Genomic DNA, 26,926 nt, shown 5'->3' with positions numbered 1-26,926 from the left:
CTTGGCCAGGGCGCCATCTCCCCCTCGAGGGGAGGCCATCGCGAAGCGACGGTGGGGGTGAAAGAGATCACCTCACGATCACCCCACCCCGGCGCTGCGTGCCGCACCCTTCCCCAAAAAGGGAAGTAACCTTCACCCTTCGCGCTTGTAAGCTCCATGCCCCGGGCGATAGGTCTTCGTATCCAGGAACTGCGACAGCCCCTTCTCCCGTCCCTTTTCGGGATCGACAAACGTCGTCTGGTCGGCTTTGGCGGTCAAATATTCCGCCGACTCTTCCCAGGTCATCTCACGCACATATTTATAGGCCATTCGTGCCTGGCGGAGCACGGTCGGGTTCTTTTCGAGAAGCACGCGGGCGATTTCGACGGTGCGTTCGCGGAGCTTGTCGGCCGGCACCGCCTCGTTCACCAGGCCGAGCTGTTCGGCCGTCTTGCCGCCGAATTTCTCGCCGGTCATCACGTAGTACATGGCCTTGCGATCGTTCATCAGGGTCGAGATCGCCTTGGACACGACGCCGCCGGGGATCACCCCCCAGTTGATTTCCGAAAGGCCGAAAACCGCATCTTCCGAAGCAATGGCGAGGTCGCAGCAGATCAGCGGCGTGAAGGCGCCGCCAAAACACCAGCCGTTGACCATGGCAATCGTCGGCTTGGCGTAGTGCATCAGGAGGCGCCATTGCCAGGCGCGGGTGGAACGGTAGGCGCGCATGCGCTTCACGTCCGAGACGCCGTCGGTGGCGCGGAAGAAGTCCTTCAGGTCCATGCCGGCGGAGAAGGCTTCGCCCTCACCGGTGAGGATGATGACGCCGGCACGGTCGTCGATTTCGAGTTCGTCGAGTACGCGGATCATGTCTTCCGCCAGGCCGACGCTCATGGCGTTGCGCTTGTCCGGGCGGTTCAGCTTTACCCAGGCAATGCCGTCCTCGAATTCGACCTTGACGTTTTCGCCGCCGATATCGCTTGCTTCAATGGCCATGATTAGTGCTCCTAAAACGCTCTTTCGCCTTACGATTGGCTGGTGAATTTGGTGACGAGGTAGGCTTCCATGCCTTCCGAACCGCCCTCGGAGCCGTAGCCGCTCTGCTTGACGCCGCCGAAGGGGGTTTCCGTCATGGAAATCGCATTGTTGTTGATGCCGACCATACCAGCCTGGATCGCGTCGCTGACCATGGTCGCGGTCTTGGCCGACTGGGTAAAGGCGTAGGAGGCAAGCCCGTAAGGCAGACGGTTCGCCTGTTCGATAGCCTCCTCGAAAGTGGAGAAACGGGCGGTGACCGCGACCGGGCCGAACGGCTCGTCATTCATGATGATCGCGTCCTGCGGCACGTCGGCAAGCACCGTCGGCTGGAAGAAATAGCCGCGATTGCCGCCGCGTTCGCCGCCGGTGGCGATCCTTGCGCCGCGGCTGACGGCATCCGCCACCATGCGCTCCATGGCCGGCACGCGGCGGTTGTTGGCGAGTGGCCCCATCTGGTTCTCCGGATCGAGACCGTCGCCGACCTTCAGTGCCGCAGCCGCCTTGGCGAAACCGTCGACGAACTTGTCGTGGACGCTGTCATGTACGTAGAAGCGGGTCGGCGAGATGCAGACCTGACCGGCATTGCGGTATTTGGCATGCACCATGACGCGGATAGCGTGGTCGATATCCGCATCCTCGAAGATCAGCACCGGCGCATGGCCGCCGAGCTCCATCGTGGCGCGCTTGACGCCTGCCTGCGCGGCGAGCACGGCAAGCTGCTTGCCGACATTGGTAGAGCCGGTAAACGTGATCTTGCGGATGCCTTCGGAGCCGATCAGGTGTTCGGAGACTTCGGCCGGCTTGCCATGCACGACGTTCAGTACGCCGTTCGGCAGGCCCGCATCCTGGAGTGCGCGGGCGATTTCGAGCACCGTCGAGGGCGTTTCCTCGGAAGGCTTGATGACCATGGTGCAGCCGGTCGCGAGTGCTGCGGAAATTTTTCGCGCCGGGATGACGCCCGGAAAGTTCCAGGGCGTGAAGCCGGCAACCGGGCCGACCGGTTCCTTGGTGACGAACCAGCGGGCGCCCGGCAGGCGGGAAGGAATGACGCGGCCATAGGTGCGGCGGCCCTCGTCAGCCGTCCAGTCGAGAATGTCGGCGGAGATGTGGATTTCCGGAATGGATTCGGAAAGCGGCTTGCCCTGGTCGAGCGTCATGCGCCGGCCGAGTTCGGCGGCACGCTCGCGCAGGATATCAGCCGCCTTGCGGATGATCTTGGCGCGGTCGTAGGCCGTCGTGGTGCGCCAGGTCCTGAAGGCGCGGGAGGCAGCTGCGACGGCGCGATCCAGGTCTTCCGCCGTCGCATGCGGCAGCGCCGCGATCGGCTCGTCCGTCGCGGGATTGATGACGTCCTCGGTGACGCGGCCGTCCGCGCCAATCCATTCGCCGTCGATGAAGAGCTTCAGTTCGCCATAGGATTGAATCTGCATCACGGTTTCCTCCCTCGTGACGTTCTAACGAAATAGCGGACATAGCGCCCCCTCATCCGCCTGCCGGCATCTTCTCCCTGCTGGGGAGAAGATGCCGCACCGTGGCTATTCCCTCCTCGCCCCTTGGGGAGAGGGTAACCGAGCGGAGCGGAGGCCGGGTGAGTGGCCCCCACCCATAAACATCACCGCACCACGAATAGTGCGTCGAGGGCCAAAACCCCGTCCCCCTCGCCATAGACAACCAGCGGGTTGATATCGACTTCGACGATTTCCGGGTTCGAGCGCATCAACGCGCCGAGCTTCACCACCACGTCGGCGATCGCCTCCACATCGCGGGCCGGTTGACCACGGAAGGGGCCAAGCAGTTTTGCCGCCTTCAGCTTGTGGATTTCGGCAATCGCCCGTTCGCGGCTGATATCGGCCGGCAGAAGACGGGCATCCGCCAACGCCTCGATCCAGACGCCGCCCAAGCCCACGAGAACCGTCGGACCCCATTGGTCGCGCTTGGCACCGACCACCATTTCGAGGCCCTGCCGCGCCATGCCTTCGATCAGCACGCCGTCAAGCGTCAGACCCGGCTTATGGCTGGCGATATCGGCATACATCTTCTCATGCGCGGCACGCACCGCCGCCTCGTCGGTGAGGTTGATGATGACACCGCCGACATCGCTCTTGTGGGCAAGCTCCGCCGCCTGTGCCTTCATGACGACCGGATAGCCGATCCCGGCGGCGATCTTCGCTGCCTCATCGGCATTTTTCGCCAGAGCGCCCGTAGGCGTCTGGATGCCAAGGTCGGAAAGGATGCGCTTGCCCTCATACTCGACCACCAGGCCGGAGGCCGGGACGTTCTTCAGCCGCTTACCTTCCGGTGCAAGGTCCTTCGTGGCGGCGAGCGCGGCGGCATAGTTCATGACCACGGCCATGGCCCGCATGGCGCGTTCAGGCGAACGGAAGAACGGAATGCCGCTGTCGCGCACCGCCTTCATGAAACTCGGGTCGAGCGGGTAGTCGTCGCCGATGATGTTGAGGATGACCGGCTTTTCGGCGGTCGCAGCAACCGGAATGATCGCGTCCGACTTCTTGATCTGCATCGGCGGCGAACCACCCGCATGCGACAGGAAGACGATGCCGACATTCGGGTCCTTCAGCATGGCCGCGGTGGACGTACCGAAAATGCCGGGATTGGCGAAACCGGTCGTGCCGATATCGAACGGGTTATCGACATGCACATAGGGCGGCACGAGCGAGGTGAGCTCCGCATGAACCTCTTCCGAAAGAGTCGCGATCGGCAGGCCGACTCGTTCGCAGAAATCGAAGCAGAGGCCACGGATTGCGCCGGAATTGGTCACGATACCGGCCTCACCCGGCGGCGGCAGGGGATAACGGGCGAGGATCGCGGCCACGTCGAACAGTTCGTCGGTCGTTTCGACCAGCGCGACCGCCTCGTTGCGGATCGCCGTCTGCATGGTGGCGTGGTCGCCGGCAAGAGCGCCGGTATGCGATTGAGCCGCCGCCTTGCCGCGCTCGCTGGAGCCCGGATGCAGCATGACAATCGGCTTGCCGAGTTCGCGGGCGCGGCGAGCGACGGCAAGGAATTTTTGCGGGTTCTTTACCTGCTCGACATAGACCGCGACAACCGTGTTGTCCTTGTCCTCGATCAGCCATGCGATCAGGTCTTCGGCGGCGAGCACCGCTTCGTTGCCGGTGGCGATCACATAGGAGACCGCGATCTCGCGGGAGTGCATGGCGAAACGGATGTTGGCGGCCGTGGCGCCGCTCTGGGCGACGATCGCTACGCGCGAACGCTCGCCGACGCCGCGCAGATCGACCGGCTCGAAGGTGAGCGGAATCCCGTCGACATAGTTCGTATAGCCCATGCAGTTAGGCCCGAGCATGGCGATGCCCGCCTTGCGGCAGATCTCGGCAAGTTCATCTTGCTGTTTACGGCCCTCCTCGCCCGCTTCTGCGAAGCCCGACGAATATACGATGACGCTCGCCACTTCCCGCTCAATGCAGGCGAGAACCGATTCCCTGATCGCCGCCTGCGGTACGATGAGGATGACCACGTCGACGCCTTTCGGCAGGTCGCCGATCGTCTTCACGCAGGGTCGGCCGTTGATCTCGTCGCGCGAGCGGCTGACGAGATGCAGGTCGCCCGAATACTTGAAGAGTTCGAGGTTCGCCAGCACGCCGCCGCCGATCGAGGCGGGATCGGGCGACGCGCCCACGATCGCGATGGACCGCGGGCGCAAGAGACGATCGAGGTCGAACGCCTTGGGAAAGATGGTCGTGATGTCGGACATGGTCGTCTCTTTAGTCGCGGCGGTAAGCACCCAGGCCCGGGCGGAAGGACTTTTCGTCCAGGAACTGGCTCATGCCGACATTGCGGCCGTTTTCCGGATCGCGAAGCTCCGTCTGGTCGGACTTCGCCATCAGATATTCGCCAGCCTGTTCCCAGCTCATGTCGCGGGTGAAGCGGCATGCGGTCTTGGCCTGGCGCAGCACGAACGGGTTCTTACCGATCAGCGTCATTGCAAGCTTGCGGGTCTCTTCTTTCAGGTCTTCCGGGGCGACGGCCTTGTTCACCAGCTTCATCTCGGCAGCCTGCCGGCCGTTAAAGGTCTCGCCGGTCATGATATAGTACATCGCATCACGGAAGCTCATTGTCTCGAGCACCGACTTGGTGACGATGCCAGCCGGAATGATGCCCCAGTTGATCTCGGAAAGGCCGAAGATTGCTTCTTCCGAGGCAATGGCGAGATCGCAGCCGACCAGGAACTGGAAGGCGCCACCAAAACACCAGCCGTTGACCATGGAGATGGTCGGCTTCGGGTAATACATCATGCGGCGCCACTGCCAGGCGGCATTCGCCCGGAACAGGCGTTCGCGCTGGATCGGCGGCACCTTGTCGGTGGCGCGGAAATATTCCTTCAGATCCATGCCGGCGGAGAAGGATTCGCCGGCGCCGGTAACCACCATCACCTTGCAGCGTTCGTCCTCTTCCAACGCATCCATGATCGCATTCATCTCCCAGACGATGCCGGGGTTGATCGCGTTGCGCTGCTTCGGACGATTGAGGGTCACCCAGGCGATGCCCTCGTCGAACTCCACGGTGACATATTCGCCCCACTTACCCATTGTCTGGTCGGTGGCGGTGGATTCGGTCTGATTTTCCATAGCAATTTCTCCCTGCTGGGGACTGAATATCAGGGACCCGAATATAGGTCAAGCGGCTTTCTGATCTAGCCTTTACGAAAGGAAATCCGCGTGAAGATTTTGCTGAAATAAGGATTAACCACGCCCCAGGAACGGCATTTCGACCGGCAGGATGATGCTCTCGTAAAGGTTCACGTCGTCCGGAAGCGTCGCCATCAACACGACGATACGCGCCACGTCGAGCGGCATCATCGTTGCCGGGCGGACCTGGTCGGTAATACCTGGGACCAGCGAGCTCACCGTGGAACCTGGATGCACCATCGAGACGGCGATGCCGTGTTCGCGACCGTCGACGGCGAGTGAACGGGTGAGGCCTTCGAGCGCAAATTTGCTCGCAGTATAGGCAGCGGTGTGCGGGCGCGGCACTTTTGACGACAGGCTGCCCATGTTGATGATGCGGCCGCGCTTTTGCTCGATCATCATGGTGAAGGCGGCGCGGCTGCAATAGAAGACCGAATGGAGGTTGGCGGCGATCACCTCATGCCAACGCTCGTTGGTGAGTTTTTCGACCGCCGTGTGGTCGGCGATGCCGGCATTGTTGATGAGGATGTCGACCCGGCCGTATTTCTCCCTCACGCGGGCGAAGAGTTCGGAGACCTGTTCCTCGTCGGTCACGTCGGTCGGTACCACGAAGGTGCGGCCGCCTTCCGCCTCTATCTCGCCGGCAAGCTTTTTCAGCTTGTCGGCGCTGCGGGCGGCGAGCACCGTGAGGGTGCCCTCGGCGGCGATCGCCTTGGCGATGCCCCAGCCGATCCCCGAGCTGGCGCCGGTGACGATGGCGATGCGGTCCTTGATCGAAATCATCTCAAAACTCCCCCTTAACAACTGCGCACTAACAACTGCGCACTCAGGCACGTGAAATTCCCTCGTAAAGCGCTTCGAGGCCTCGGCGGTCGCTGACACCGAGCTTCCGGTAAGCGCGCTGACGGTAAGTGACGATACTCGATAGCGCGAGCCCCACCTTTTCGGAAATCTCCCGGTGCGTGCGGCCAAGCAGCAGCCCGGCTGAGACCTCGGCCTCGCGGCCGGACAAGGCATAACCTGCCTGCAGCAGACGGCCGGCGATCTCCTGGATCGGCGGATGCAATGGCGCCGTCTGCGGCCGTCCCTGCAGCCGCACATGCTTGACCAGCATCGCCATCAGGAGCGCTGCCGCCGCCTCGATCCGTTCGACAGCGGAGATTGGAAACGGTCCGCTCTCGCGCGTCCGATAAAGGCTGGCGAAGGCCCGAGGCATGTCGGAGTGATAAATGGTCAGCCGCTCCAGTACATGGGCTCGCTCATAACAGTCGCGGCGGTATTCAGGATCGCGGATACCGTTCCAGGCCTGACGCACCACCTGAACCTTGCGAGGGGTGGAAACCGCGGACAGCATCTGACGTGTCACCCGGTCCCGCTGCCAATAGCGGCGGGCATAATCGAGCGAGGCACGCTCCGCAAAACCGGGGATTGTCGAATGATAGCCACAGGCGAAAAGGTAGGTGAGCGATCCGTCTTCTTCCGCCTGGAAAGCGGAGCAGAAGTCGGTGCCCGCGAGCTTGCGGAGGATTTCCAGCAGTTTTTCGGGGAAGGCCGGCTCGCCAACCTCGTCCATCAGGGCGGCCATCATGGCCACGTTATCCGCATCAAGCGCAAGCATTGACGCCTCCTGCTGCCTTCATAAATCCGTTGTGTCCTGGTCTCTCCGAGGCGTGTCCCCTCTCAAGGTGGACATCGAAGGAACGGCAAAGGCCTACCATCGAGGCCAATGCAACAAGCTTGGATATGGAGGAAAGACCATGGTTGACGCACCGAAGCTTCGTAAGCTTTATCACTTTTCCTACCCCTGCCGCGACGGCGAAGAGACCAGAAAGTTCTACGAGGACCTTCTTGGCCTGCCTTTGGTCAATTGCATGACCTCGGACCGCGTGCCTTCGACCGGTGAGGAAAAGCCCTACGCGCATTTCTTCTTCGAACTCGGCGACGGCTCCTACATGGCTTTCTTCGACCTCGGCGAAAACGTCATGCCGCTTCCCTCGCCGAACACGCCGGACTGGGTCCAGCACTTCGCCATGGAAGTTGACTCGGTCGAAGAGGTCCTGAAGTTCAAGAAGCGGCTGCAGGATGCCGGCGTGAAGACGACCGACGTCATCGACCATGAATTCATCAACTCGATCTACTTCTTTGACCCGAACGGCCTGCGCCTTGAGATCACCGCCCGCACGGAAGAGCCGGGCTATCTGGAACAGGCCGCGTCGGAAGCCCATGACGCCATGAAGGCATGGGTGAAGAAGAAGGCCGGCATGATCGCCAACAAATCGGCCGCGGCTTGAGGCCTCCACCCGTTCGATGACGGGACAACTGATGGGACGCGAAGTGGTACGGCTGGCCGATCTCCCCTCTTGAGGGGGAGATGCCCGGCAGGGCGGAGGGGGGTGTCGCTCAGGCGCTTCAGTAACCTTTTCGCCCGCAGCACTGTCGCTACCCGCCTCTGTCACCTTCGGTGACATCTCCCCCTCAAGGGGGGAGATCAGAGGGAGCATGCGGCACCACTCGCCATCCTTATCTGCGATTGCCTCATTCCTCGAAGCGGACAAAACACGCGCACCACCGATCCAGCCTGGACGGTGGTGCTTTTCAATAAAGCTCACGGTCAAAACCTCCCGATGGTCCGGAGCCCGCCGCCGGCGAACTCCGGACGGCTCTCATGCCAACAATCCCTGCCGGTTGCTCCAGTCCACCACTCGATCGATGCAGGTTTTCAAGAGTTCCGGCTGGCCGAGATAGTAGTGGGTCGCATGCGGAATCGTCAGATATTCCTTGTTCGGCGTCGCGAGTGCCGTCCGGATCGCCGGATTGTGGGTCGCGGGGACCGCCTCGTCGGCATTGTTCTCGATCTGCAGCACCGGTGAGCGCTTGATCAGCGCAGCGTTCATCGGGCCCCTGGCGTTCGAGAGATCGTAGCTCCACTGCGAAAGCCACGAACGCAGGGTCGTGAAGCGGGCGAGCCCGACCGGACCGACATTCACCGTGCGTGGATCACCCATGTAGCTCTTGCCGACCGGCCGGTCGTTCGGGTCGATTGTCGGATCGAACCAGCGCACGTCGCACATGGTGCGGTGGACAACAAAGGCGCGCTCCTGCTCCGGGCCACCGCGACGCTTGAGTTCCGCGAGCGTATCGAGTGTCCATTGGGTAATCTTGCGGTTGCGGGCGACCTGCGCGGCGCGAAAGCGCTCAACGAATTCCTTCGTGTAGGGCGGCTGGTGCGGACAATCCGGTGAATAGATATCGAATTCGGGATTGCGGATGTCCGGGTTCATTTCGTCGATGACCGAAGGGTCCAGCCATTCGGTCAGCGTTTCGGCGCGGGACAGATGCGCGGCGATGAAGATGACACCGTCGGCGGGCTTCAGGCCCGCTTCGACAAGGTTCACTTCGTCGCCGGCCGGGGTGTGGGTGATCGTCGGGTTCTCCGCCTGCGCCTGGTAGAACAGCGACAGAGAACCGCCCCCCGACCAGCCTACGAGGATGACCTTTTCATAACCGAGTTCATTGCGCGCATGGTCCAGCCACTTCCCAAGGTCGATCGCCACCTTCTCCATGATGAGGGCGGTATCGTTCTTCGGATAGCGGCTGGCGGCGCAGAGTACATGCAGGCCCGCATCGGCGAGCGCCATCGGCATCGGCAGGAGCTGCAGCGTCGAGGTGGGATGCATGAAGACATAGACCGTCTTTGATGGTGCATCGGCCGGCGTGAGCAACTGGCCTTCGAGGTTCACGCGGCCTGAATTGCCCGCAAAGCCGTAGGTCTCGGTATATTTCGCCGTCTCCGGAAAGGAGACGATCAGCGGGATCCGCTGCCATTCCGCCTTGGTGTTCATGCTGTCCTACCCGTTATGCTTCGCCCGTCCGGCCGGCAGACCGGCGAACGGGCTTTGTGCGATTGAGCCGTGATCCGGGAGCGCCTAGGCGACAGCTTCCGGCGACCTCTGGCCTGTAGCGACCGGAACCTTGGTCGCGTCATAGGTGAAGAGCCATTCGTAACGCTGCTTGATCTTGTCTTCCTGCCACTCGGCATTGACGTAATCTTCGGCGAGCTTGGGGTCCTTCAGCGCCGGATTGTGGAAGCGGCCGAGATTGCTTTCGGCGCCGCGCACGATCTTGCCGGTCCGCTCGACGCGGGCAGCTTCATAGCCGGCGAAGGCGGCCTCGTAATCGCCGTTGCTCTCGGCGAGCGCGCGGGCGAGGATGAAGCCGTCCTCGATCGCCATCACCGCCCCCTGGGCGAGGAACGGCAGGGTCGGATGGCAGGCGTCGCCGAGAAGCGTGACACGCCCCTTGGTCCACTTATCCATCGGCGGGCGCAGCATCAGCGCCCACTTGTAAGGCACGTCGATCGCCTTGATGAGCGTGTGGACATCCTCGTGCCAGCCTTCATAGTCTGCAAGGCATTCCTCCGTCGTGCCGGCGACCGACCAGGATTCGACCTGCCAGTTCGAGCGTTCGACGACCGATACGTAGTTCATCAACTCGCCGCGGCGCAGCAGATATTGGATGACGTGCCCCCCGGGACCGATCCAGTTGGTGGCGACGGGCCGCAGCATGCGCTTCGGCAGGCGCTCAACCGGGATGACGCCGCGCCAGGCGACGATGCCGGAAAATTTCGGATCGTCGCGACCGAATAGCGTCTCGCGAATCTTCGAATGCACACCATCAGCGCCGACCACGATATCGGACGTGGCGCTGGTGCCATCGGCGAAAGCGATCGTGACGCCCTTTTCGTCCTGCTTAACGCCGACGCATTTCTTCGACAACTTGATGGCATCCGGTTTGATGCGGCGCACGCCCGCAGCCAGGACCTGATGCAGGTCGTTACGGTGAATGGTGATGTAAGGGAAGCCATAACGCTCGATAGAAAGCGGGCCGAGATCGAACAGCTTCCAGGTCTGCCCGGTGTTCCACAACCGGATTTCCTTACCGTCCGCCTGGGCGGCAACGGACATGATGTCTTCTTCGAGCCCGAGCGCGAAGAGAATGCGCGTGCCATTGGCACTGACCTGGATGCCCGCGCCGACTTCCTTCAATTCGACTGCCTGTTCATAGATGTCGACATCGAAACCCTGGCGGAGCAATGACAAGGCTGCTGTCAGGCCGCCAATCCCTCCCCCCACGAGTGAAATCTTCATGCTCTATATCCTCTGAAATGCTGATGGATACTCTCTCCGCGTCGCGTCCACCTGTCAACCATTTTTGATAAAGTATAATTGACTTTGTTCAAAACCAATTCCATATCGGATCGGTCCAGGCACCTTGAGATGGAAAAGCGCAACGAAAAGTTTCAGCATATGGTTCGAAAACCCGAAAGAATGTCTGGAAATTACACCTAAGATATATGGCTTCCTGATATCTTTGAGGTAAGATCGGAAAACACGGCTCGGTGTGCAAGCAGATCGATAAAAGCCGGCGGCATAGGATTGACTGACAAGAGGGATATCCTTGTATATAGTCAAACCTTGTTGCTCATAGACGAATTTAAGTCCGCGGGTTCGAGGCGCAGATTTAAATCGCATGCGTAATGACGGTTCGGTATGTGAGAGAGTAGCGGGACCGGTTGACAGAGAAAGGTTTTCAGGGAGGAAACCATGGTAATCAAAAGTCCGCAGGACTTCGGCGCGGGCATATTGTTCATCCTCTTCGGCGCGATAGGCCTTTATGTCGGTTCGGATCTTAACTTCGGTTCGGCTCGCAACATGGGACCTGGCTATTTCCCAATGATCATATGCAGTCTGATCGTACTGATCGGCCTAATCGTCACGGCGAAGTCGCTCTCGCTCGAAGGTCCCCCTATCGAGCGTATCCAGTTCCGTCCCATCCTCTTCATCCTGCTGGCGATAGCCGCTTTCGGCCTTTTGATCGCGGAAGTCGGCGCAGTGATTTCGTCGATCCTGCTGATCCTTTTTGCCGCCTATGCGCGGCGGAACGTCAACTTGATCGAGACGGTGGTCTTCGCGGTTGGCACGGCTGCATTCGTCGTCATCATTTTTGTATACGCGCTTGGGCAGCCGATGCCCGTATGGTGGGGCAGGTAAGCCATGGAAGTTTTTGATCACCTCGCAACCGGGTTCATGGCGGCGGGCACGCTGGAAAATCTGCTTTTCTGTCTGATCGGCACCATCCTCGGCACGCTGATCGGTGTCCTCCCTGGCATCGGTCCCATTCCCGCACTTGCCATCCTGCTGCCGATCACCTTCGGCCTGGACCCGCTCTCGTCGCTGATCATGCTCGCCGGCATCTATTACGGCGCTCAGTACGGTGGTTCGACCACGTCGATCCTGGTCAACATGCCGGGCGAAGCCTCTTCGGTCGTGACCTGCATCGAGGGACACCAGATGGCCCGCCGGGGACGCGCCGGTGCAGCGCTTGCGATCGCCGCCCTTGGCTCGTTCTTCGCCGGCTGCGTCGGTACGGTGTTCATCGCCGCCTTCGGCCCACCGCTTTCTGCAATTGCCCAGCAATTCAATTCGCCGGACTATTTCGCGCTCATGTTGCTCGGCCTCGTCATGGCGATCGTTCTCGCGCACGGCTCTGTGCTCAAGGCCGTCGCCATGGTCCTCATGGGCCTGTTGCTCGGCCTCGTCGGCACTGACATCAACACGGGGCTGACCCGCTATACATTCGGCCTCAACGGCCTGTGGGAAGGCATCGACTTCCTGCCGCTGGTTCTTGGGCTCTTCGGGATCGTGGAAATCATCCGAAATCTCGAAACCCCACCGCCGCCGCGCGAGACGATCAGCACTCGCCTGCGCGATCTCTGGCCGACCAGAAAGGAAATCAGGGAAGCCTACCCGGCGGCGTTGCGCGGCACCGGCCTGGGCTCGCTCCTCGGTATTTTGCCCGGCGGCGGCGCAGTCCTGGCTTCCTTCGCCAGCTACACGCTGGAGAAGAAGATCTCCAAAACCCCGCGCAAATTCGGCACGGGCGCCGTCGAAGGTGTGGCAGGCCCGGAATCGGCCAACAACGCGGCCGCCCAAACCTCGTTCATCCCGCTTCTGACGCTCGGTATTCCGTCGAACCCGATCATGGCGATCATGATGGGGGCGATGATCATCCAGGGCATCCAGCCGGGCGCGGCGGTCATGACCACGCGTCCAGACCTCTTCTGGGGCATGGTTGCTTCCATGTGGATCGGCAATCTGATGCTCGTCATCATCAACCTGCCTATGATCGGTATCTGGGTGAAGCTGTTATCGGTCCCGTATCGCCTGCTTTATCCGGCGATCCTGCTGTTCTGCGCGATCGGCGTTTATTCGACCAGCACCGAACCGTTCATGATGGTCTTGATGATCGTCTTCACCGTCTTCGGCTATATCCTCTACAAGCTCGGCTGCGAACCGGCGCCGATGGTGCTTGGCTTCATCCTGGGCCCGCTGATGGAGGAGAACCTCAGGCGTTCGCTGGTGATCTCGCGCGGCGACCCGATGATCTTCCTGGATCGTCCGATCTCCGCGACGCTTCTAGTCGCGACGGTCCTGATGATCGGTCTGATCGTCTTCCCGCAATTCCGGAAAACGCGCGAGGAGGCGTTCCAGGAGGAGTAAATATCTCGCACCATTTTGGAAGGAGGAGCCAAATGACTGCACAACATCCGAAACTGAAGCGACGCACCTTCGTAGCGGCGGCCATGGTGGCCGCCGCTCTGCCAGGTGTCTCGCTCGCCCAGTCCAATACCTATCCCAGCGATACGGTCACCTTCGTATGCGCCTTTCCGGCCGGTAGCGGCGCGGACGTCCTGGTCCGCTATTTTTCCGAAAAGGTGGCGGCGGTTGCGAAACAGACGGTGATCGTCGAGAACAAGCCGGGCGCCAACGGCAATATTGCCGCCGAATACGTCGCCCGCGCCAAGCCGGACGGCTATACGGTCTACGTTCATTCCGGAACGTCGACTGCTGCGAACATGTCGCTGTTCAAGAAGCCGCCGATCGACGTGACCAAGGCGCTTCGCGGCGTCCAGTTCATCAACAAGCAGCCGTTCATGATCGTTGTCGCGGCCGATTCGCCGATCAAGGATGTCAATGAACTGACCCAGCATCTGAAAGCCAAGGGTGGCGACGCTACCTATGGCTCGACCGCGACGTCCGGCAAGGTGCTCGCCGAGGTCTACAAGCAGCTCGCCGGTGTCGAAGCGACGGAAGTCTCCTATAAGACCGGTCCGGACTCGCTGAACGATATCGTCAGCGGCCAGCTCGACTTTGCCGCGCTCGATCCGGTTTTCGCGCTCAGCCAACACCGTGAAGGACGGGTTCGCATCCTTGCCGTCGGTTCTCCGCAGCGGATGAAATCGACCCCGGATATTCCGGCGCTCAAGGAATACGGCCTCAATGTCGACCAGCTCGGCTGGTGGGGAGTCTTCGTACCCGCCCAAACCCCCGACGACATCGTCATGAAACTGAACGCGCTGTTCAGGCAAGTGCTCGACAAGCCGGAAACAGAGGCGTTCCTGAACAAGTTCGGAGGCGACGTCTATACGGGCACGCCCAAGGAGGTCGACGAGCTTCTGGCCAAGACCGTCGAGGAGTGGCGCGGCTATGTGGCGACGGCGAAGATACCGCAGAACTAGCTTGAGGAGTGAACCCGGCATCGAGGGAGGACTACATGCCGATCAATACCGATATCACACGCCGAAGTCTCATGGTTCTGGCGGCCGCGGCCGCGCTGACCCCTGCCGGCGCATTCGCACAGGATGCTTATCCGAATGGCCAGATCACCTTTATCTGCGCCTTCCCGGCCGGCAGTGGCGCCGATGTTCTTGTCCGCTTTTTCGCGGACAAGTTCGCCAAGGTCTCGGGCCAGACGGTCATCGTCGAAAACAAGCCGGGGGCAGCGGGCAATATCGCCGCGCAGTATACGGCCCGCGTCAAGCCTGACGGCTATACGATCTACGTCCACTCGGGTACATCGACGGCCGCCAACATGTCGCTCTTCAAGAACCCGCCGATCGATGTGGTGAAGGAACTGCAGACGACGTCCTTCATCAACAAGCAGGCTTTCATGTTCGTCGTAGCCTATGACAGCCCGATCAAGGACATGAAGGACCTGACGGCGATGCTGAAGCAGAAGGGCGCCAATGCCAGTTATGCGACGGCGGCGACATCCGGTAAGGTTCTCGGCGAAGTCTACAAGCAGGTCGCCGGCGTAGAGCCGGTCGAGGTGAGCTTCAAGGACGCCAAGGACTCGCTCAACGACATGCTGAGCGGAGCGATCGATTACGGCGTCCATGATCCGGTCTTCGCTCTCTCCCAGGCCAACGAGAAGCGTATGCGTATCCTGGCCACCGGTTCGCCGGTCCGGCTGAAGTCGATTCCGGACATACCGACGGCCAAGGAACAGGGTTACGATATCGACCAGCTCGGCTGGTGGGGCTCCTTCGTTCCGAAGGCGACGCCGCAGCCGATCGTCGCCAGGATCAACGCGCTGTTCAACGAAATACTGGAACAACCGGACACTGTGGCCTTCCTCGGCAAGTTCGGCGGCGACGTCTATATCGGCACGCCGGACGAGGGGCAGGCATTGCTCGCCAAGACCGTCGACGAGTGGAAAACTTATGTGGCTTTAGCCAAGATTCCACAAAATTAATCAACCGATTGGAAAGGCCCTCTCCGCATAGTGCCGGAGGGTCTTTCTCAGGTACCCTTACTAACCGCCATAGGAGATAAAAAATGAGAAAATGGCTTAAGAAGATCGCGCAAGCCACCGCCGCCATGGCGATGTTGGCGGTAGCGCAGATTGCCCATGTCACTCCAGCCCAGGCTGCTTATCCGGACCAGACGATCACCTTCGTCTGCGCCTTCCCGGCCGGCAGCGGCGCCGACGTCCTCGTCCGGTATTTCGCGGACAAGGTTTCGAAGGTTGCGGGCGCCACGATCATTGTCGAAAACAAGCCGGGCGCGATGAGCAACATTGCCGCCGAATATACTGCCCGCTCCAAGCCGGACGGCTACACGATCTTCGTTCACTCCGGCAATTCGATCGCCGGCAACATGTGGATCATGAAGAAGCCGCCGATCGATGTCGCCAAGGACCTGATGACGATTGCCACCGTCAACAAGCAAGCCTTCATGATCGCCGTCGCCAAGGACGCGCCGTATAAGGACCTGAAGGAACTGACCGCCGCCATGAAGGAAAAGGGTGACGGCGGCTCCTACGCCGTCAACGCCACCTCGGGCAAGGTTATGGCCGAAGTCTACAAGCAGAAGGCCGGTCTCGACACGGTTGCCGTCCAGTACAAGACCGCCGCCGACTCTCTCAACGACATCACCAGCGGCGCGATGGATTTCGGTTCCTACGACCCGGTCTTTGCCCTTGCACAGCAGCGTGAAGGCCGATTCCGTCTTCTCGGCGTCGCCTCGCCGGAACGCATGAAGGGCGCCCCGGACATCCCGACGCTGAAAGAGCAGGGCTTCGATGTCGACCAGCTCGGCTGGTGGGGTGCCATGGTTGCCAAGGATACGCCAGAGGACATCACCACCAAGATCAACGGCTGGTTCAACACCGTTCTGCAGCAGCCGGAAACCCAGAAGTTCCTGGCCAACCAGGGCGGCGACCCCTACATCTCCACGCCTGCCGAAGCTCAGGCCCTGATGGTGAAGACCGTCGCCGAGTGGAAGGACTACGTCGCGATCGCTCAGATTCCGCAGCAGTGAGGAGTGGTCCGGCAAAGCTGGAGAAATCGATCCAGTGAATCGATTCAACGACGAACGCCCCGAGCCTAAAGCGAGGGGCTGGTGCGGCAGCTAAGGCCAGACAGAAGAAGCCGGCGGAAACGCCGGCTTTTTCATTGCGAGGCCTTGGATATCCTTGCTGGCTATCCGTGGATAAATTTCCACGGGCTTACTTCATTTTCGATCGAAAGCGGCACTTCGATCAGCCATGGCCCGCCGCGGGTCATCGCCGTCTCGATCGCCTTGCGCAATTCGGCCGGGGCACTCACGCGGGCGAAGTCCACGTGGAAAGCGGCGGCCAGCTTGCCGAAATCGGGATTCCTGAGCTCGGCGCCGATCAGCCGGCCATTGAAATTCTGCTGCTGGTCGCGCTTGACGTTGCCGAAGGCGGAATTGTTGAAGACGACGGTGACGACGTCGATGCCGTATTGCGCGGCGGTCGCGAGTTCCTGGGCGACGAACATGAAACCGCCGTCACCGGCGATCGACACGACCGGCACGTCCGGCCGTGCGACCTTGACGCCGAGCGCAGTCGGAAAGCCGAAACCGAGCGTGCCTTCGAAGCCGGTCGAGATGAAGGTACGCGGCTCGTAGACCGGATAGCAGTACCAGGAGGCGAAGCCCGCCTGGCAGACCTCCTCCACCAGGATGCCGTCATCCGGCAGCGCCTGCCGGATCGCCTGAAGGTAGTTGTAATGCGGGCTGATCTCCTTGATGGCTTCGGCCGTTTCCAGTCGGGCGTTGCGAATCGAGGCCTGCCAGTCCGGCGAGGCCATACGGGGCCTAATCTCTTCAAGCAGTACAATGAGCGACGTCTTCGCCCGACCAAGCACGCCGAGCATACAGGGTATGCGGGTCAGTTCCTCCGCATCGATCTCCAACCGCACAACCGGGACTTCGGGCCGCGCCTGCCAGCGCCAGCTCGGCACCTCCAATCGTGTGCCGATGCCGATGATGCAATCGACGCTCGGCCAGAGCCTTCGTGCCTCGGCGATGGTGAGGCCGAGTTCATGGCGGTTGGAAACGACACCTCGGCCGGAACGGAAGCCAACCACCGGCGCATGCAGGAGTTCGGCAAGCCGCAGCACCTCGTCGCGAGCCTCGAAGCCGGCCGGGCCGACGAAAATCATCGGCCGCTCGGCTTTTTCGATTGCCCTTGCCGCCTCGCCGATCACCACATCCGCAACTGGATCGGGATGCCGTTCCAATGGCCGAACGATATCGAACTCGCCCTCTGCAGTGAACTGCTCCCAAGGCATTTCCACGGTCGCCGGGCCGGGTTTCAACGAGTGCATTTCGCGGAAGGCATGGGCGACGGCAGCGGAAACCTCCCCTGCCCTCTCGGCGCGCTCCGCGGACTTGGCGATGCCTGCAAGAGTGGCGCGCTGGTCGCGCATTTCGTGCAGATGGCCACGGCCCTTGCCGAGGAAGGCGGTCGGCACCTGGCCGGTCAGGCAAAGCACCGGCTCGTTGCATCCCCAGGCTGTCAGCAAAGCGGCAGCCGTGTTCAGCACGCCGGGGCCGGGCACGACGGAATAGACCCCGGCTTGACCGGAGGCGCGCGCATAACCGAAGGCCATATAGGCGCAGGTCTGCTCGTGACGCGGCGTGATCACCCGCATCCCGTCGCGTTGAAGCGCATCAAACAGCCCATAGAGCTGGGCGCCCGGAATGCCGAAGACGGTGTTGACGCCATGTGCACGCAGCGAAGCGGCGATCGCATCGCCTCCGGTCATCGCCATCGATCAGATCCCCTTCCCAAGTCCCCTGATTACAATGTCTTACGTGGTGTCGGGTCGAGATTGAACAGCCTTGCCGCATTGAGGCCGAGGATATTGCGCTTGGCCTGTTCCGAGAGGAACGGCAGGTCGTAGATTTCCTGTGGCAGGTCGAAGTCGAAGTGCGGCCAGTCGGAAGCGAAGAGCAACTGTGTTTCCGCGTTGATCATGTCGAGCGTCAGTTCCAGCGCCTTCATGTTGGTCGTTTCCATCGGCTGGGTCGTATACCAGCAGCTCTCGCGCATGTATTCGCTCGGCAATTTTTTCAGTTGCGGCGCTTCGGACGGCCGCATCAGATACTGGTCATCGAGACGCTGCATCAGGAAGGGCACCCATGCAAGCCCGCTTTCCACCCAGATGCTCTTGAGCTTCGGAAAGCGCTCCGGAATGCCGTTGAGTATCCAGTTTGTCAGATGCACCATGTTGCACCAGACGAAGCCAAGCGCGTGCATGCCAAGGAAACGGTTGATGGTCGAAAGCGACTGATCCTGCCAGTGATAGGCGGCGTGGAAAGCGATCGGCAGATCGCGTTCCTGCAGCATCGAATAGACGCGCATATAGTCGTTATGGTGGACCGGCTTGTGGCGCGTCGACGGCACGCAGAAGCCGATGACGCCGGGCTGACCCGAAAACTCCTCGATGGTGCGCTCCGCCTCCTTGGGCACGTTGAAGGGCAGATAAGCGAGCGTCTTGATGCGGTCGTCCTTGGTCAGCACCTTGTCGATCAGCCAGCGGTTATAGGCGCGGCCGAGATAGACCTCCATTTCCGGCTGTGGATGCAATCCGAGGGTCAGCATCGGCGTCGGGAAGAGTACCATGTAATCGACGCCAAGCGCGCTCATCGCTCGCCGGGTTAGCGTTACGTCCCGATGAATGCCGTCATCGACCTTTTCGCGAATACCCGCCTGATGCGGAATGCGGCCGCCGACATCCTGGTATTTCAGGCCCATGTCGCCGTTGAGGCCATAGGATGCGGTGCCCATCTTCTCGTCGTGGAAAAGCATCGCCTGATGGCGGATGACCGGATCCTCTATATATTGCACCAGTTCGTGCCAGGAGATGGTCTCGGTGTGATGCGCATCCACGTCGCAGATCAGCCAGTCCTGGAAGCCGCGCCGCTTGGCGGCCTTCTCGGCATGCGCGAGGATGTCGCGCGTATCGGTGAAGACGTCGATCTCCTGCACCGGCAGTTCGTGGACGCGATCCTTGTTCAAAACATCCATGTTCGCCTCCTCCAGCGAAAGTGAGTGTGGATTTTGCTCCTAAAGCTCGTCAGGCCGGCGCCGGTACCAGAGCGCCAGTTCCATCGGGCCGAGATGCAGGGCCCTCAGGATTTCCGAGACGGCAGACAGCGCTTCGGTTGCGGTCACCGTCTCGTCGCGGGCCCCGGTGAGCGGCCTGAAGGTACGCTCCTCGCCGTCGCTTTTCGCCACATAGAGCCGGATCGCCGCCGTCATCATCCGCGCGACCGCCTCGTCGGAAATCCGCGACGCCTCACCGTTTTCCAAGAGTTCGGTCGCTGCCTTCTCGATCTCGGTCGTCGCGTCCTCGATCCAGCCATAAGGGTCGTTGCGCAGTTTCTGATCAGAGGACGACATAGACCTGGCCCTCCCTGATCGCGAGTTCAGCGCGGTGCAGGCGGTAGCGGCCCACAGGATTCCTGCCGGTCTCGAGGTTGAATTCCCAGCCGTGCCAAGGGCAGGCAACGTGCATGTTTCCCTCATTGTACTGAAGCGTACGCACCTCGCAGTTCTCATCGACCGGCTCGACCACCTCCGGATAGATGCGGCCCTGACAGATCGGCCCCTGCCGGTGTGGGCACATATTGTGCCAGGCATGCAGCGCGCCCTTCACCCGGAAGATGCCGATTTCCTTGTCGCCACAAGCGACGACCTTGCGGCCGCCATCAACGATCTCATGTTCCGAACAGACCAGATATTCCGCCAAGGTTCTCCTCCCTTCCTTCGCGTGTATTTCAATATTATTGAAATAGTTCGCTTATATTGTATAAAGATGGCTGCGGACGTCAAGCGGAGCGGGATATGGATATATCGGCAGATAAAGAAACGGCCCCCAGGGGTGCGGGTATCCAGTCGCTGGAAAAGGGTTTGCGTGTGCTGGCGACAATCCAGCATGCGGGCCGTGCAACGCGGCTGAACGACATTGCCGCTGCGGCAGGAATGACGCCCAGTATGGCGCATGGTTATCTCGTCAGCCTCGTGCGCACCGGCTTTGTGGTCCAGGATCGAATTTCCGGCCTCTACGACCTCGGCGATGCGGCGCTGCAACTGGGGCTTGCCTCGCTTTCCCGCACCGACTTCCTGAGCCTCGCTCGCTCGACGATTTCGGAACTCGCGGCCGTACTTGGCGAGACGGTGACGCTTGCGGTGTGGAACGGTGACGCGCCGGTCGTGGTCGACAAGATCGAAGGTCGCTCGGACAGTGTCTACGAAATCAAGGTCGGTTCGCTCGTCCGCCTCTGGCCGACGGCGACGGGCCGCGCCTTCATGGCGAACCTTCCGCGAGACGAATGGGAGCCCCATCTGCACGCCATGATGCGGCAGGGCGGGGAGAGCGAAACCTCGATTGAGCGATTCATCGCCGATCTTCCAGGGGTACGCGAGAAAGGCTATGCCGCAACCTTGCCGGCCACGGTGCCGGATTTTTCCGCCATCGCTGTCCCCGTCTTCGATCATCGAGGACACTTGAAGGCGGTTCTCACCGTTCTCGGCCGGCAGGATGGCTTCGACATCACACCCACCGGCGCGCCGCTAACCGCCACGCTTCGCGCTGCGAAATCGCTTTCGCAGCGACTTGGCGCCTCAGTAAGTTGAGGGTTTCTACTCGGACCTGCTTGTGCCGCCGCACTTTCTCGGTTACCCGCTTATATAACCATTTGGAAATAAGGGATCACCGCACCAAGATGGCTGAAGACGTGAAGCCCAAAGACACACATGCCGGCGAATGGGCGATGCACCATCCCCGCGCCATCTACTTCCTGAACCAGGCAAACCATGCAGTCCGCAGCCGCCTTGAAGCAGCACTTGCCCCCATGCAGATGACGGGCATTCAATACACCGTGTTGAGCGTGATCAGTGCCCGCGACGGCTTGTCCTCCGCAGAACTTTCCCGCCGCTTCTTCGTCACACCGCAGACCATGAACGAATTGATCGGCAGTCTGCAGCGCCGCAACCTCATCACCCGCAAGGAAGATCCGGCCAACCGCCGCATCCTGCGTATGAGTCTGACGGCCGAAGGCAAGCGTATGATCAAAGCCTGCGATGCAGCGGCCGACACTGTCGAACGCGATGTCTTCTCTTTCCTGCCACAGGAGAGCTATCAGCAGTTCCGCGATCTTTGCCGCCTTATTGCTCGCAACCTGCGTGAGCGCGATGAAACCGCGAAGGCGGAGTAGTAAAGGCCATGTTACGCCTTGAGATTGCAGCCCCTGCAGCTTCGCAAGGTTGAGTGCCGATATCTTACCAAACGTTAATTTGACGTAAGGTTATGCTCCGCTCTTAGCTTCCCACCAGCCGCCATGACGGCGGTCAGAGGCTCGCATTCCTGGCTCGAGATTCGGGCCGCGAGCCTCGTCCATGCCTTGAAACGCTAGCCCTAGGGAAACGTCGCGGTTTCCATCATAGCCAGGATGCGGCATTCTTCGGCAGCCGCCCGTCCGGATCGATGACGATCAGGCTCGGTTCCCCCTGCCCATTCCAGCGCCAGAGCGCCACGCATGTTCCACCGGGTGACATGAAGGACGGGTAGACGGCGCCGTCAAAACCTTGGTCGACGAGCTTCTCTCTCAAGGCATGGGTCGCCGGCAACCGCCCGGCATCAAGGTCCGCCCGCCATTCACAGTGATGGATGGCTTCATCGACGCCGTGGTCCGCAAGCGCGGCCGGATCGATCAGGTTCGCCAGCCGTGCGCCTGTGAGCCGAAGCTGTGCGATCAGGGCCGGATGCTGCACGAAGCCCTGATTGTATTCGGCCCAGGCGGTGGAAAGCTCGCGGGCGGCATAGATGGTCGGCAAGCCGACCGGGTTCCAGCGCCCGCCGAAACGTGCTGCACCATCGCCGGAAAGCGGCGCATGCGCCCAGCGCGGCACATAAGCCCGCCAGAGGAACAGGGCCTCCTCGTCCGGTTCAGGCATAGACGCCGGAGCGCACCGCCTCCAGATACGCAAGCACCTTGTCAGCCTTGCCCTCGCCGACGAGGTCATAAGCCGTCTTGCCGGCCCAGCCGGGGATCGGCTGATGCTTGAACCAGATTGCAGCGCGGTTCTCGTCGCCGGCCATCTCGCTCGCCATGGCGAGAATGCGGACGACGGGAGAGAGTGCGAGGTCGACCTTGCGTGCGCCGCTTTTGGCGGTCAGCGTGTTGCGGGCGACGCCGATCAGCTTGGCCAACTCGACCTGCGTCACGCCGAGCAGTTCGGAAACACGCCGCGCGGAGAGGAAAGAGGAGTGCGCCTCACTGAAGGAGGCGGCGCTCATTTCAAATGCATGTGCAGTCATTGGACTAATCCTGATACGGGCTTAAGCATTTCATGCTCAATATAAGTTCAAATCGTGTCAGTTTCAAGTCTGCCCAATCCCCGCGGCGCATCGATCAATCGGAGTTGAGTTTTGCGGATCGGTTTGCCGCTCTACATAGAGCTTCGGCTGGATCAGGCTGGCCGGGCCAAGGAGGATTTCAGTTTGCAGTTCCATCGTATCGTTGCATCTTTCGCCGTGCTGCTCGCACTTTCCGCGCCGGTCTTTGCGCAACAGGACCACGGCGGAGACGAGCGCCCTGAACGCGCTCGCCAGACGGATCAATCGACGGCCGGCGGCATTTTCAGCCTGATCCCGGCCGATTCCACGACCGAGCATGTCTTCAAGGCGCCTTCCGGCGAGCTGCCCTATACGGCGACTGCCGGAACAATCGACCTTTTCGGACAGGACGGGAACCGCACAGCCAAGATCTTCTATACTGCCTATGTTGCCAAGAACCGTACCGCCGGTCGGCCGCTCACCTTTGCCTTCAACGGTGGGCCTGGGGCTGCTTCGGCCTATTTGCATCTGGGACTGATCGGCCCGAGAATTCTCGAATTCGGCGCGAGCAGCGACAACGGCACGACGCCGGAACTCAGGGACAATCCCGAAAGCTGGCTTGCATTCACCGATCTGGTGCTGATCGATCCGGTCGGCACAGGCTGGAGCCGGGCGGCGAGTGATGACGCAGCCCGGAGTTTCTACGGTGTGCGGCAGGATGCCGAGAGCCTTGCCAAGGCGATCGCTCTCTACGTTCAGAAGACCAACCGGCTCGATGCGCCGAAATACCTACTCGGCGAGAGTTATGGCGGGTTTCGTGCCGCCAAGGTGGCCGCGTCACTCAGAAATACCCAAGGAATCCTGACTTCCGGCATCATCATGCTCTCGCCATTGATCGAGGGGCGTTTTCTTGCCAATTCGGATGATCCGCTCAGCGCCGCCCTGCAGCTTCCTTCCCTCGCGGCCGGCAAATTGGAGCAACACGATCAGTTTACCCCGGAAAAGCTTGCCGAAGCCGAACGTTTCGCCATGGGCGATTATCTCGTCGCGCTGGCAGGCCCCTCCCCCAGCGGTCCGGCGGCGGATGCGCTTTATGGCCGTGTGGCCGAGCTTACCGGCATTCCGCAGGATGTGGTGGCTCGCACGCGCGGCTTCGTGGGCGATGTCTACGCCAAGCAGATGGGGGGACCTGGCAGGATAATCAGCCCCTATGATGCGTCCTATGCGGTGCCGGATGCCTATCCGGAGGACGTCAATAACCGCAACGACGATCCCATCCTCGATGGCTATACGCGCGCCTACGGCGCCGCCTTTGCGGCCTATGCCCGTAACGAACTCAAGTTTTCAACCGAGATGACCTACAACCTCCTCAATGAGGATGTGAATCGCCGCTGGGAATGGAACGGCAGCCGCGGCGGTGACAGCCGATCCCTTGCTGGCGCTTCCACCGACATCCGCGACCTGCTCTCCGTCATTCCGACCTTCCGGCTGATGATCGCGCATGGTTACAGCGACGCGCTGACACCGTATGGCGCGAGCCGCTACGTCATCGACCATCTGCCGCCCGAGCTCGCTGCCGGCCGCGCCGAGTTGAAGACCTATCGCGGCGGACACATGTTCTACACAAAGCCGGAGTCCCGGAAGAGCTTTGCTGCGGATGCGAGGACGTTCTACGAGGAGAAGGCGACGGATTGAACGGTTATCGGAGGCCGATTGTCCTGACAATCGAAGCACATCCGGTTATGATTATGAACATCGACGCTCCACGAACTGTGACCGGGGAGGAGGAAATGCCGGAGACAACCGTGAATGTTCGCTACATCGTGGATAATGTTGAAGCGGCAACCGAATGGTACACGAAAAACCTGGGCTTCACCTTGCTTTCCAATCACGCCCCCGCCTTCGCCGACGTCAAGCTGGGTTCGCTGCGGTTGTTGCTCAGCGGACCGAAAAGCTCGGCAGGGCGCGCAATGTCCGACGGCGAGCTCCCTCGGCCGGGCGGCTGGAACCGTATCCATCTGATCGTCGGTGACTTGCGGGCGGAAGTGGCCCGGCTGCAGGCTGCAGGCGTCAAGCTGCGAAACGAGATCGTGACGGGGCCTGGCGGATCGCAAGTCCTGTTGGTCGATCCGTCCGGCAATCTGGTCGAGCTCTTTCAGCCTGCCCCGCGTTAGATCGAGACGATGCTCCCGCCGCCGGCGCCAACACCTCAATACGACCTCGCCTTCGTGTTGGCGTCGACCTTGTTAGCGGCAATACAAAGACGATTGTGCGGCCCGCGGAACAGATATGAGGTCCGGTCGAACCAACCGCACGGGGTCATAGCAGGCTTGCCGCGTTGGCACCCACGAGTTTTCGGATGTCGGATTTCGGCATCTGGAGATCAAGCATATCTTTGACGATGGCGCGGCATCCCTCGACGGGGCGCGGCATCCTCCGCGACGAGGTCAAGGAAATCATCGACGTGATCGCCGAACACGACGCGGTACTCTGAGGCGGCCACCTGCATGTCAGCGAAATGTACCCGCTGTTCACGGAAGCAAGGCAGCGCGGCGTGATCGCATGCTCGTTTCGCACCCGATCTTCTGGATCGACGCCAACCTGTCAGACCTGCGCGAACTCGCATCGATGGACGTCCATCTGGAACACTGCGCCTGCATGCTGATTGATTGTCCGTCGCGCCAGTTCACCGCCGAGGAACTGCATGACTATGTGGAAGCCGGCGGCCTGGGCCACGCCATCCTCGGCTCAGATCTCGGACAGCCGACCAATCCGCGCCCGGTAGAAGGTCTCCGCTCGGTCATCAAGCTTTGCCTGGACAGCGGTTTCACGTTCGAGGAGACACGCCAAATGACCTCATCCAGCGCAGCCAGACTGATCGGACTATAGCCCGTTGGCGACTGGACAAGAAGCTTCGTCCGGTTTCGAGCCGGTAGACTATCGCCTCGATCAGCTGCCATGGGGGCTTGATTATCCGCGCACCGTACGGTTGCGCTTCGTTGTCGCTTGGTAGAGAAAAGGGAGCGTTGTTAGACCGGTAGCGACTACCACAATCCAATTGATCATACTCCAGCCGGCAAGGTGGATCAGCGCCCCGGCGGAGAGCGACGAGATCGCCACGAAGCCGAAGATCGAGAAATCGGCGATCCCCTGTAACAGAACCGCCCTGGGGCCGACGGCACTGCGGGCGATCATCACCGACGAGCCGGTGAAACTGAAATTCCAGCCAACTCCGAGCAGGATCAGGGTCGCCCAGAAATGCGCAAGCTCCTGACCGGACAGCGCGATGACCGCACCGACTGCAACGAGAGCGATGCCGAACAGCATGACATTCTGATGGCCGAAGCGCTCGATCAGCCGGCCGGTGACGAAGCTCGGCGCGAACATGCCGAGGATGTGCCACTGGATGCCATGCGCCGCATCGTCGACGGTGAAGCCGCAGGCGATGATCGCCAGCGGCGAAGCGGTCATGGTAAAACTCATCGATGCATAGGAAACCGCACCGCAGATCACCGCCAGAACATAGTCTTTCAGTGAGACCTTCGTATCCGATGGGGGTGCGGATGTTACAGCCCCCTTCCTCAGCGGAGCGGACATGGCCGGAAAGCGCAGCAGCAGAAGCGCCGGCAGGGTCGAGAGCGCCAGCAGCGCCTGACACAAGAAACTCAGCGCGAAAGGCGCACCGATCACCACGTTGCTGGTCCAGACTACGATCTGCGGGCCGACGACGGCCGAAACGAGACCGCCAGCCAGCACGAAGGAGATGGCCCGCGGCCGCATCGTCTCGCGCACCAGCAGCGTCGCGGCGAAACGATAGCTCTGCACGCAGGCGATGTTCAGCCCGAAAAGGAAGGCGCCCAGACAGAACAACAGGAACGAGTTCTGCAGCACTCCGAGCGTGCAGGTCAGCCCGCCGATCATCGAGACCACTGCACCGATACAATAGACAGGCTTGCGGCCTAGCAGGCGGATCAGCATGGCGACCGGGATCGTGGCTGTGCAGGTGCCGATCATGAACATGCTGATCGGCAGGGTGACGAGTAGCTCGTTGGCGGTCAGCGTCTGCCCCACCATACCGCCGAGCGAGACCATGATGGGCGGGATCGCGCCGGCAAGCCCTTGAGCAATCGTAAGTAGAAAGACCGACACGGGAAATTTCGGCCGGGCATCGAGTTCAACGACTGCAACGCTCATTCTGTCTTCTCACTCATGCTGGGAACCCGCAGGACCAATCGCCCGTTTCCGACGT

The 26,926-nt window shown here is 61.1% G+C and carries 27 protein-coding genes; 12 read left to right on the top strand and 15 right to left on the bottom strand.

What is annotated here, in order from left to right; translation table 11 throughout:
* Positions 1-132 precede the first annotated feature (132 nt).
* From J2046_RS20025 to J2046_RS20000, 6 genes are all read right to left on the bottom strand, one after another.
* Complete coding sequence (locus J2046_RS20025) at positions 133-975, bottom strand: p-hydroxycinnamoyl CoA hydratase/lyase (RefSeq protein ID WP_210054866.1); 843 nt, start codon at positions 973-975, stop codon at positions 133-135.
* A gap of 29 nt (positions 976-1,004) precedes the next feature.
* The gene (locus J2046_RS20020) at positions 1,005-2,447 is read right to left on the bottom strand and encodes an NAD-dependent succinate-semialdehyde dehydrogenase (RefSeq protein ID WP_233470139.1); all 1,443 of its coding nucleotides are present in this window, start codon (positions 2,445-2,447) and stop codon (positions 1,005-1,007) included.
* A 182-nt stretch (positions 2,448-2,629) separates the two neighbouring features.
* Entirely contained in the window at positions 2,630-4,750 is a 2,121-nt protein-coding gene (locus J2046_RS20015; protein WP_210054864.1) for an acetate--CoA ligase family protein, read from the bottom strand.
* 10 nt (positions 4,751-4,760) lie between these two features.
* The gene (locus tag J2046_RS20010; RefSeq protein WP_210054862.1) at positions 4,761-5,624 is read right to left on the bottom strand and encodes a p-hydroxycinnamoyl CoA hydratase/lyase; all 864 of its coding nucleotides are present in this window, start codon (positions 5,622-5,624) and stop codon (positions 4,761-4,763) included.
* 114 nt (positions 5,625-5,738) lie between these two features.
* Complete coding sequence (locus J2046_RS20005; RefSeq protein ID WP_210054860.1) at positions 5,739-6,467, bottom strand: SDR family oxidoreductase; 729 nt, start codon at positions 6,465-6,467, stop codon at positions 5,739-5,741.
* Positions 6,468-6,510: 43 nt separating this feature from the next.
* Positions 6,511-7,302 carry a helix-turn-helix transcriptional regulator gene (locus tag J2046_RS20000; protein WP_210054858.1) on the bottom strand — a complete coding sequence of 264 codons (792 nt, stop codon included), beginning with the start codon at positions 7,300-7,302 and terminating at the stop codon, positions 6,511-6,513.
* 139 nt (positions 7,303-7,441) lie between these two features.
* Here J2046_RS20000 and J2046_RS19995 point away from each other — a divergent pair, with 139 nt between their 5' ends.
* Positions 7,442-7,975, top strand: a complete 534-nt coding sequence (locus J2046_RS19995) for a VOC family protein (protein ID WP_210054856.1) — start codon at positions 7,442-7,444, stop codon at positions 7,973-7,975.
* A gap of 372 nt (positions 7,976-8,347) precedes the next feature.
* On the opposite strand, the gene J2046_RS19990 is transcribed toward J2046_RS19995, so the two are convergent.
* Positions 8,348-9,526, bottom strand: coding sequence for an alpha/beta hydrolase (locus tag J2046_RS19990; protein ID WP_210054855.1), 1,179 nt, complete (start codon positions 9,524-9,526; stop codon positions 8,348-8,350).
* Positions 9,527-9,610: 84 nt separating this feature from the next.
* A complete protein-coding gene (locus J2046_RS19985) occupies positions 9,611-10,831 on the bottom strand; it encodes an FAD-dependent monooxygenase (protein ID WP_210054853.1) in 1,221 nt (406 codons plus the stop codon).
* Between the two features lie 456 nt (positions 10,832-11,287).
* Between J2046_RS19985 and J2046_RS19980 the strand changes: the two genes are divergently transcribed.
* From J2046_RS19980 to J2046_RS19960, 5 genes are all read left to right on the top strand, one after another.
* A complete protein-coding gene (locus tag J2046_RS19980) occupies positions 11,288-11,734 on the top strand; it encodes a tripartite tricarboxylate transporter TctB family protein (protein ID WP_210054851.1) in 447 nt (148 codons plus the stop codon).
* Between the two features lie 3 nt (positions 11,735-11,737).
* On the top strand, positions 11,738-13,243 hold the full coding sequence (locus tag J2046_RS19975) for a tripartite tricarboxylate transporter permease (protein ID WP_210054849.1): 1,506 nt from the start codon (positions 11,738-11,740) through the stop codon (positions 13,241-13,243).
* A 32-nt stretch (positions 13,244-13,275) separates the two neighbouring features.
* Positions 13,276-14,262: a Bug family tripartite tricarboxylate transporter substrate binding protein gene (locus tag J2046_RS19970; protein WP_233470137.1), complete on the top strand. Its 987-nt coding sequence runs from the start codon at positions 13,276-13,278 to the stop codon at positions 14,260-14,262.
* 35 nt (positions 14,263-14,297) lie between these two features.
* A complete protein-coding gene (locus J2046_RS19965; protein WP_233470136.1) occupies positions 14,298-15,278 on the top strand; it encodes a Bug family tripartite tricarboxylate transporter substrate binding protein in 981 nt (326 codons plus the stop codon).
* 83 nt (positions 15,279-15,361) lie between these two features.
* Positions 15,362-16,345 carry a Bug family tripartite tricarboxylate transporter substrate binding protein gene (locus J2046_RS19960; RefSeq protein ID WP_210054847.1) on the top strand — a complete coding sequence of 328 codons (984 nt, stop codon included), beginning with the start codon at positions 15,362-15,364 and terminating at the stop codon, positions 16,343-16,345.
* Between the two features lie 161 nt (positions 16,346-16,506).
* Here J2046_RS19960 and J2046_RS19955 read toward each other — a convergent pair whose 3' ends face one another.
* The 4 genes from J2046_RS19955 to J2046_RS19940 are packed head-to-tail and all read right to left on the bottom strand — an operon-like array spanning position 16,507 to position 20,088.
* Positions 16,507-18,105: a thiamine pyrophosphate-dependent enzyme gene (locus J2046_RS19955; protein ID WP_210054845.1), complete on the bottom strand. Its 1,599-nt coding sequence runs from the start codon at positions 18,103-18,105 to the stop codon at positions 16,507-16,509.
* 29 nt (positions 18,106-18,134) lie between these two features.
* Complete coding sequence (locus J2046_RS19950) at positions 18,135-19,364, bottom strand: amidohydrolase family protein (protein ID WP_210054843.1); 1,230 nt, start codon at positions 19,362-19,364, stop codon at positions 18,135-18,137.
* A gap of 39 nt (positions 19,365-19,403) precedes the next feature.
* Complete coding sequence (locus J2046_RS19945; RefSeq protein ID WP_210054841.1) at positions 19,404-19,739, bottom strand: hypothetical protein; 336 nt, start codon at positions 19,737-19,739, stop codon at positions 19,404-19,406.
* Positions 19,726-20,088 carry a Rieske (2Fe-2S) protein gene (locus J2046_RS19940; RefSeq protein ID WP_037145206.1) on the bottom strand — a complete coding sequence of 121 codons (363 nt, stop codon included), beginning with the start codon at positions 20,086-20,088 and terminating at the stop codon, positions 19,726-19,728. The genes J2046_RS19945 and J2046_RS19940 overlap by 14 nt, the downstream gene beginning before the upstream one ends.
* 95 nt (positions 20,089-20,183) lie before the next feature.
* On the opposite strand from J2046_RS19940, the gene J2046_RS19935 reads away from it, so the two are divergent.
* Both J2046_RS19935 and J2046_RS19930 read left to right on the top strand, forming a co-directional pair.
* Complete coding sequence (locus J2046_RS19935) at positions 20,184-20,975, top strand: IclR family transcriptional regulator (RefSeq protein ID WP_210054839.1); 792 nt, start codon at positions 20,184-20,186, stop codon at positions 20,973-20,975.
* A gap of 89 nt (positions 20,976-21,064) precedes the next feature.
* Complete coding sequence (locus J2046_RS19930) at positions 21,065-21,556, top strand: MarR family winged helix-turn-helix transcriptional regulator (protein WP_210054837.1); 492 nt, start codon at positions 21,065-21,067, stop codon at positions 21,554-21,556.
* Positions 21,557-21,779: 223 nt separating this feature from the next.
* On the opposite strand, the gene J2046_RS19925 is transcribed toward J2046_RS19930, so the two are convergent.
* Both J2046_RS19925 and J2046_RS19920 read right to left on the bottom strand, forming a co-directional pair.
* The gene (locus J2046_RS19925) at positions 21,780-22,322 is read right to left on the bottom strand and encodes an RES family NAD+ phosphorylase (protein WP_411828527.1); all 543 of its coding nucleotides are present in this window, start codon (positions 22,320-22,322) and stop codon (positions 21,780-21,782) included.
* On the bottom strand, positions 22,288-22,659 hold the full coding sequence (locus tag J2046_RS19920; RefSeq protein WP_037145195.1) for an antitoxin Xre/MbcA/ParS toxin-binding domain-containing protein: 372 nt from the start codon (positions 22,657-22,659) through the stop codon (positions 22,288-22,290). Before J2046_RS19920 ends, J2046_RS19925 begins: the two co-directional genes overlap by 35 nt.
* A gap of 198 nt (positions 22,660-22,857) precedes the next feature.
* Between J2046_RS19920 and J2046_RS19915 the strand changes: the two genes are divergently transcribed.
* From J2046_RS19915 to J2046_RS19905, 4 genes are all read left to right on the top strand, one after another.
* Complete coding sequence (locus J2046_RS19915) at positions 22,858-24,372, top strand: S10 family peptidase (RefSeq protein ID WP_411828526.1); 1,515 nt, start codon at positions 22,858-22,860, stop codon at positions 24,370-24,372.
* A gap of 95 nt (positions 24,373-24,467) precedes the next feature.
* A complete protein-coding gene (locus J2046_RS19910; protein ID WP_210054834.1) occupies positions 24,468-24,851 on the top strand; it encodes a VOC family protein in 384 nt (127 codons plus the stop codon).
* Between the two features lie 185 nt (positions 24,852-25,036).
* Positions 25,037-25,171 (top strand): hypothetical protein, encoded by a 135-nt coding sequence (locus J2046_RS34150; RefSeq protein WP_267950852.1) that lies wholly within the window; start codon positions 25,037-25,039, stop codon positions 25,169-25,171.
* A 68-nt stretch (positions 25,172-25,239) separates the two neighbouring features.
* Positions 25,240-25,566: a hypothetical protein gene (locus J2046_RS19905; protein ID WP_210054831.1), complete on the top strand. Its 327-nt coding sequence runs from the start codon at positions 25,240-25,242 to the stop codon at positions 25,564-25,566.
* 81 nt (positions 25,567-25,647) lie between these two features.
* Here J2046_RS19905 and J2046_RS19900 read toward each other — a convergent pair whose 3' ends face one another.
* Positions 25,648-26,871, bottom strand: coding sequence for an MFS transporter (locus J2046_RS19900; protein WP_210054829.1), 1,224 nt, complete (start codon positions 26,869-26,871; stop codon positions 25,648-25,650).
* Between the last annotated feature and the right edge of the window lie 55 nt (positions 26,872-26,926).

The sequence above is a fragment of the Neorhizobium petrolearium genome (genome assembly GCF_017873175.1).
In the GTDB taxonomy this organism is placed as follows: domain Bacteria; phylum Pseudomonadota; class Alphaproteobacteria; order Rhizobiales; family Rhizobiaceae; genus Neorhizobium; species Neorhizobium petrolearium.
This window is presented reverse-complemented; position numbering and strand designations above follow the sequence as displayed.

Bases quoted from the DNA above. Each gene is read 5' to 3' on its own strand.
- J2046_RS19980 (WP_210054851.1), top strand. From the start codon at position 11,288: ATGGTAATCAAAAGTCCGCAGGACTTCGGCGCGGGCATATTGTTCATC.
- J2046_RS19950 (WP_210054843.1), bottom strand. From the start codon at position 19,364: ATGGATGTTTTGAACAAGGATCGCGTCCACGAACTGCCGGTGCAGGAG.
- J2046_RS19935 (WP_210054839.1), top strand. From the start codon at position 20,184: ATGGATATATCGGCAGATAAAGAAACGGCCCCCAGGGGTGCGGGTATC.
- J2046_RS19960 (WP_210054847.1), top strand. From the start codon at position 15,362: ATGAGAAAATGGCTTAAGAAGATCGCGCAAGCCACCGCCGCCATGGCG.
- J2046_RS20000 (WP_210054858.1), bottom strand. From the start codon at position 7,302: ATGCTTGCGCTTGATGCGGATAACGTGGCCATGATGGCCGCCCTGATG.
- J2046_RS19985 (WP_210054853.1), bottom strand. From the start codon at position 10,831: ATGAAGATTTCACTCGTGGGGGGAGGGATTGGCGGCCTGACAGCAGCC.
- J2046_RS19955 (WP_210054845.1), bottom strand. From the start codon at position 18,105: ATGGCGATGACCGGAGGCGATGCGATCGCCGCTTCGCTGCGTGCACAT.
- J2046_RS20010 (WP_210054862.1), bottom strand. From the start codon at position 5,624: ATGGAAAATCAGACCGAATCCACCGCCACCGACCAGACAATGGGTAAG.
- J2046_RS20025 (WP_210054866.1), bottom strand. From the start codon at position 975: ATGGCCATTGAAGCAAGCGATATCGGCGGCGAAAACGTCAAGGTCGAA.
- J2046_RS19930 (WP_210054837.1), top strand. From the start codon at position 21,065: ATGGCTGAAGACGTGAAGCCCAAAGACACACATGCCGGCGAATGGGCG.
- J2046_RS19975 (WP_210054849.1), top strand. From the start codon at position 11,738: ATGGAAGTTTTTGATCACCTCGCAACCGGGTTCATGGCGGCGGGCACG.
- J2046_RS19970 (WP_233470137.1), top strand. From the start codon at position 13,276: ATGACTGCACAACATCCGAAACTGAAGCGACGCACCTTCGTAGCGGCG.
- J2046_RS19995 (WP_210054856.1), top strand. From the start codon at position 7,442: ATGGTTGACGCACCGAAGCTTCGTAAGCTTTATCACTTTTCCTACCCC.
- J2046_RS19920 (WP_037145195.1), bottom strand. From the start codon at position 22,659: ATGACTGCACATGCATTTGAAATGAGCGCCGCCTCCTTCAGTGAGGCG.
- J2046_RS19990 (WP_210054855.1), bottom strand. From the start codon at position 9,526: ATGAACACCAAGGCGGAATGGCAGCGGATCCCGCTGATCGTCTCCTTT.
- J2046_RS20015 (WP_210054864.1), bottom strand. From the start codon at position 4,750: ATGTCCGACATCACGACCATCTTTCCCAAGGCGTTCGACCTCGATCGT.
- J2046_RS34150 (WP_267950852.1), top strand. From the start codon at position 25,037: ATGTCGGATTTCGGCATCTGGAGATCAAGCATATCTTTGACGATGGCG.
- J2046_RS19900 (WP_210054829.1), bottom strand. From the start codon at position 26,871: ATGAGCGTTGCAGTCGTTGAACTCGATGCCCGGCCGAAATTTCCCGTG.
- J2046_RS20005 (WP_210054860.1), bottom strand. From the start codon at position 6,467: ATGATTTCGATCAAGGACCGCATCGCCATCGTCACCGGCGCCAGCTCG.
- J2046_RS19910 (WP_210054834.1), top strand. From the start codon at position 24,468: ATGCCGGAGACAACCGTGAATGTTCGCTACATCGTGGATAATGTTGAA.
- J2046_RS19965 (WP_233470136.1), top strand. From the start codon at position 14,298: ATGCCGATCAATACCGATATCACACGCCGAAGTCTCATGGTTCTGGCG.
- J2046_RS19945 (WP_210054841.1), bottom strand. From the start codon at position 19,739: ATGTCGTCCTCTGATCAGAAACTGCGCAACGACCCTTATGGCTGGATC.
- J2046_RS20020 (WP_233470139.1), bottom strand. From the start codon at position 2,447: ATGCAGATTCAATCCTATGGCGAACTGAAGCTCTTCATCGACGGCGAA.
- J2046_RS19905 (WP_210054831.1), top strand. From the start codon at position 25,240: ATGCTCGTTTCGCACCCGATCTTCTGGATCGACGCCAACCTGTCAGAC.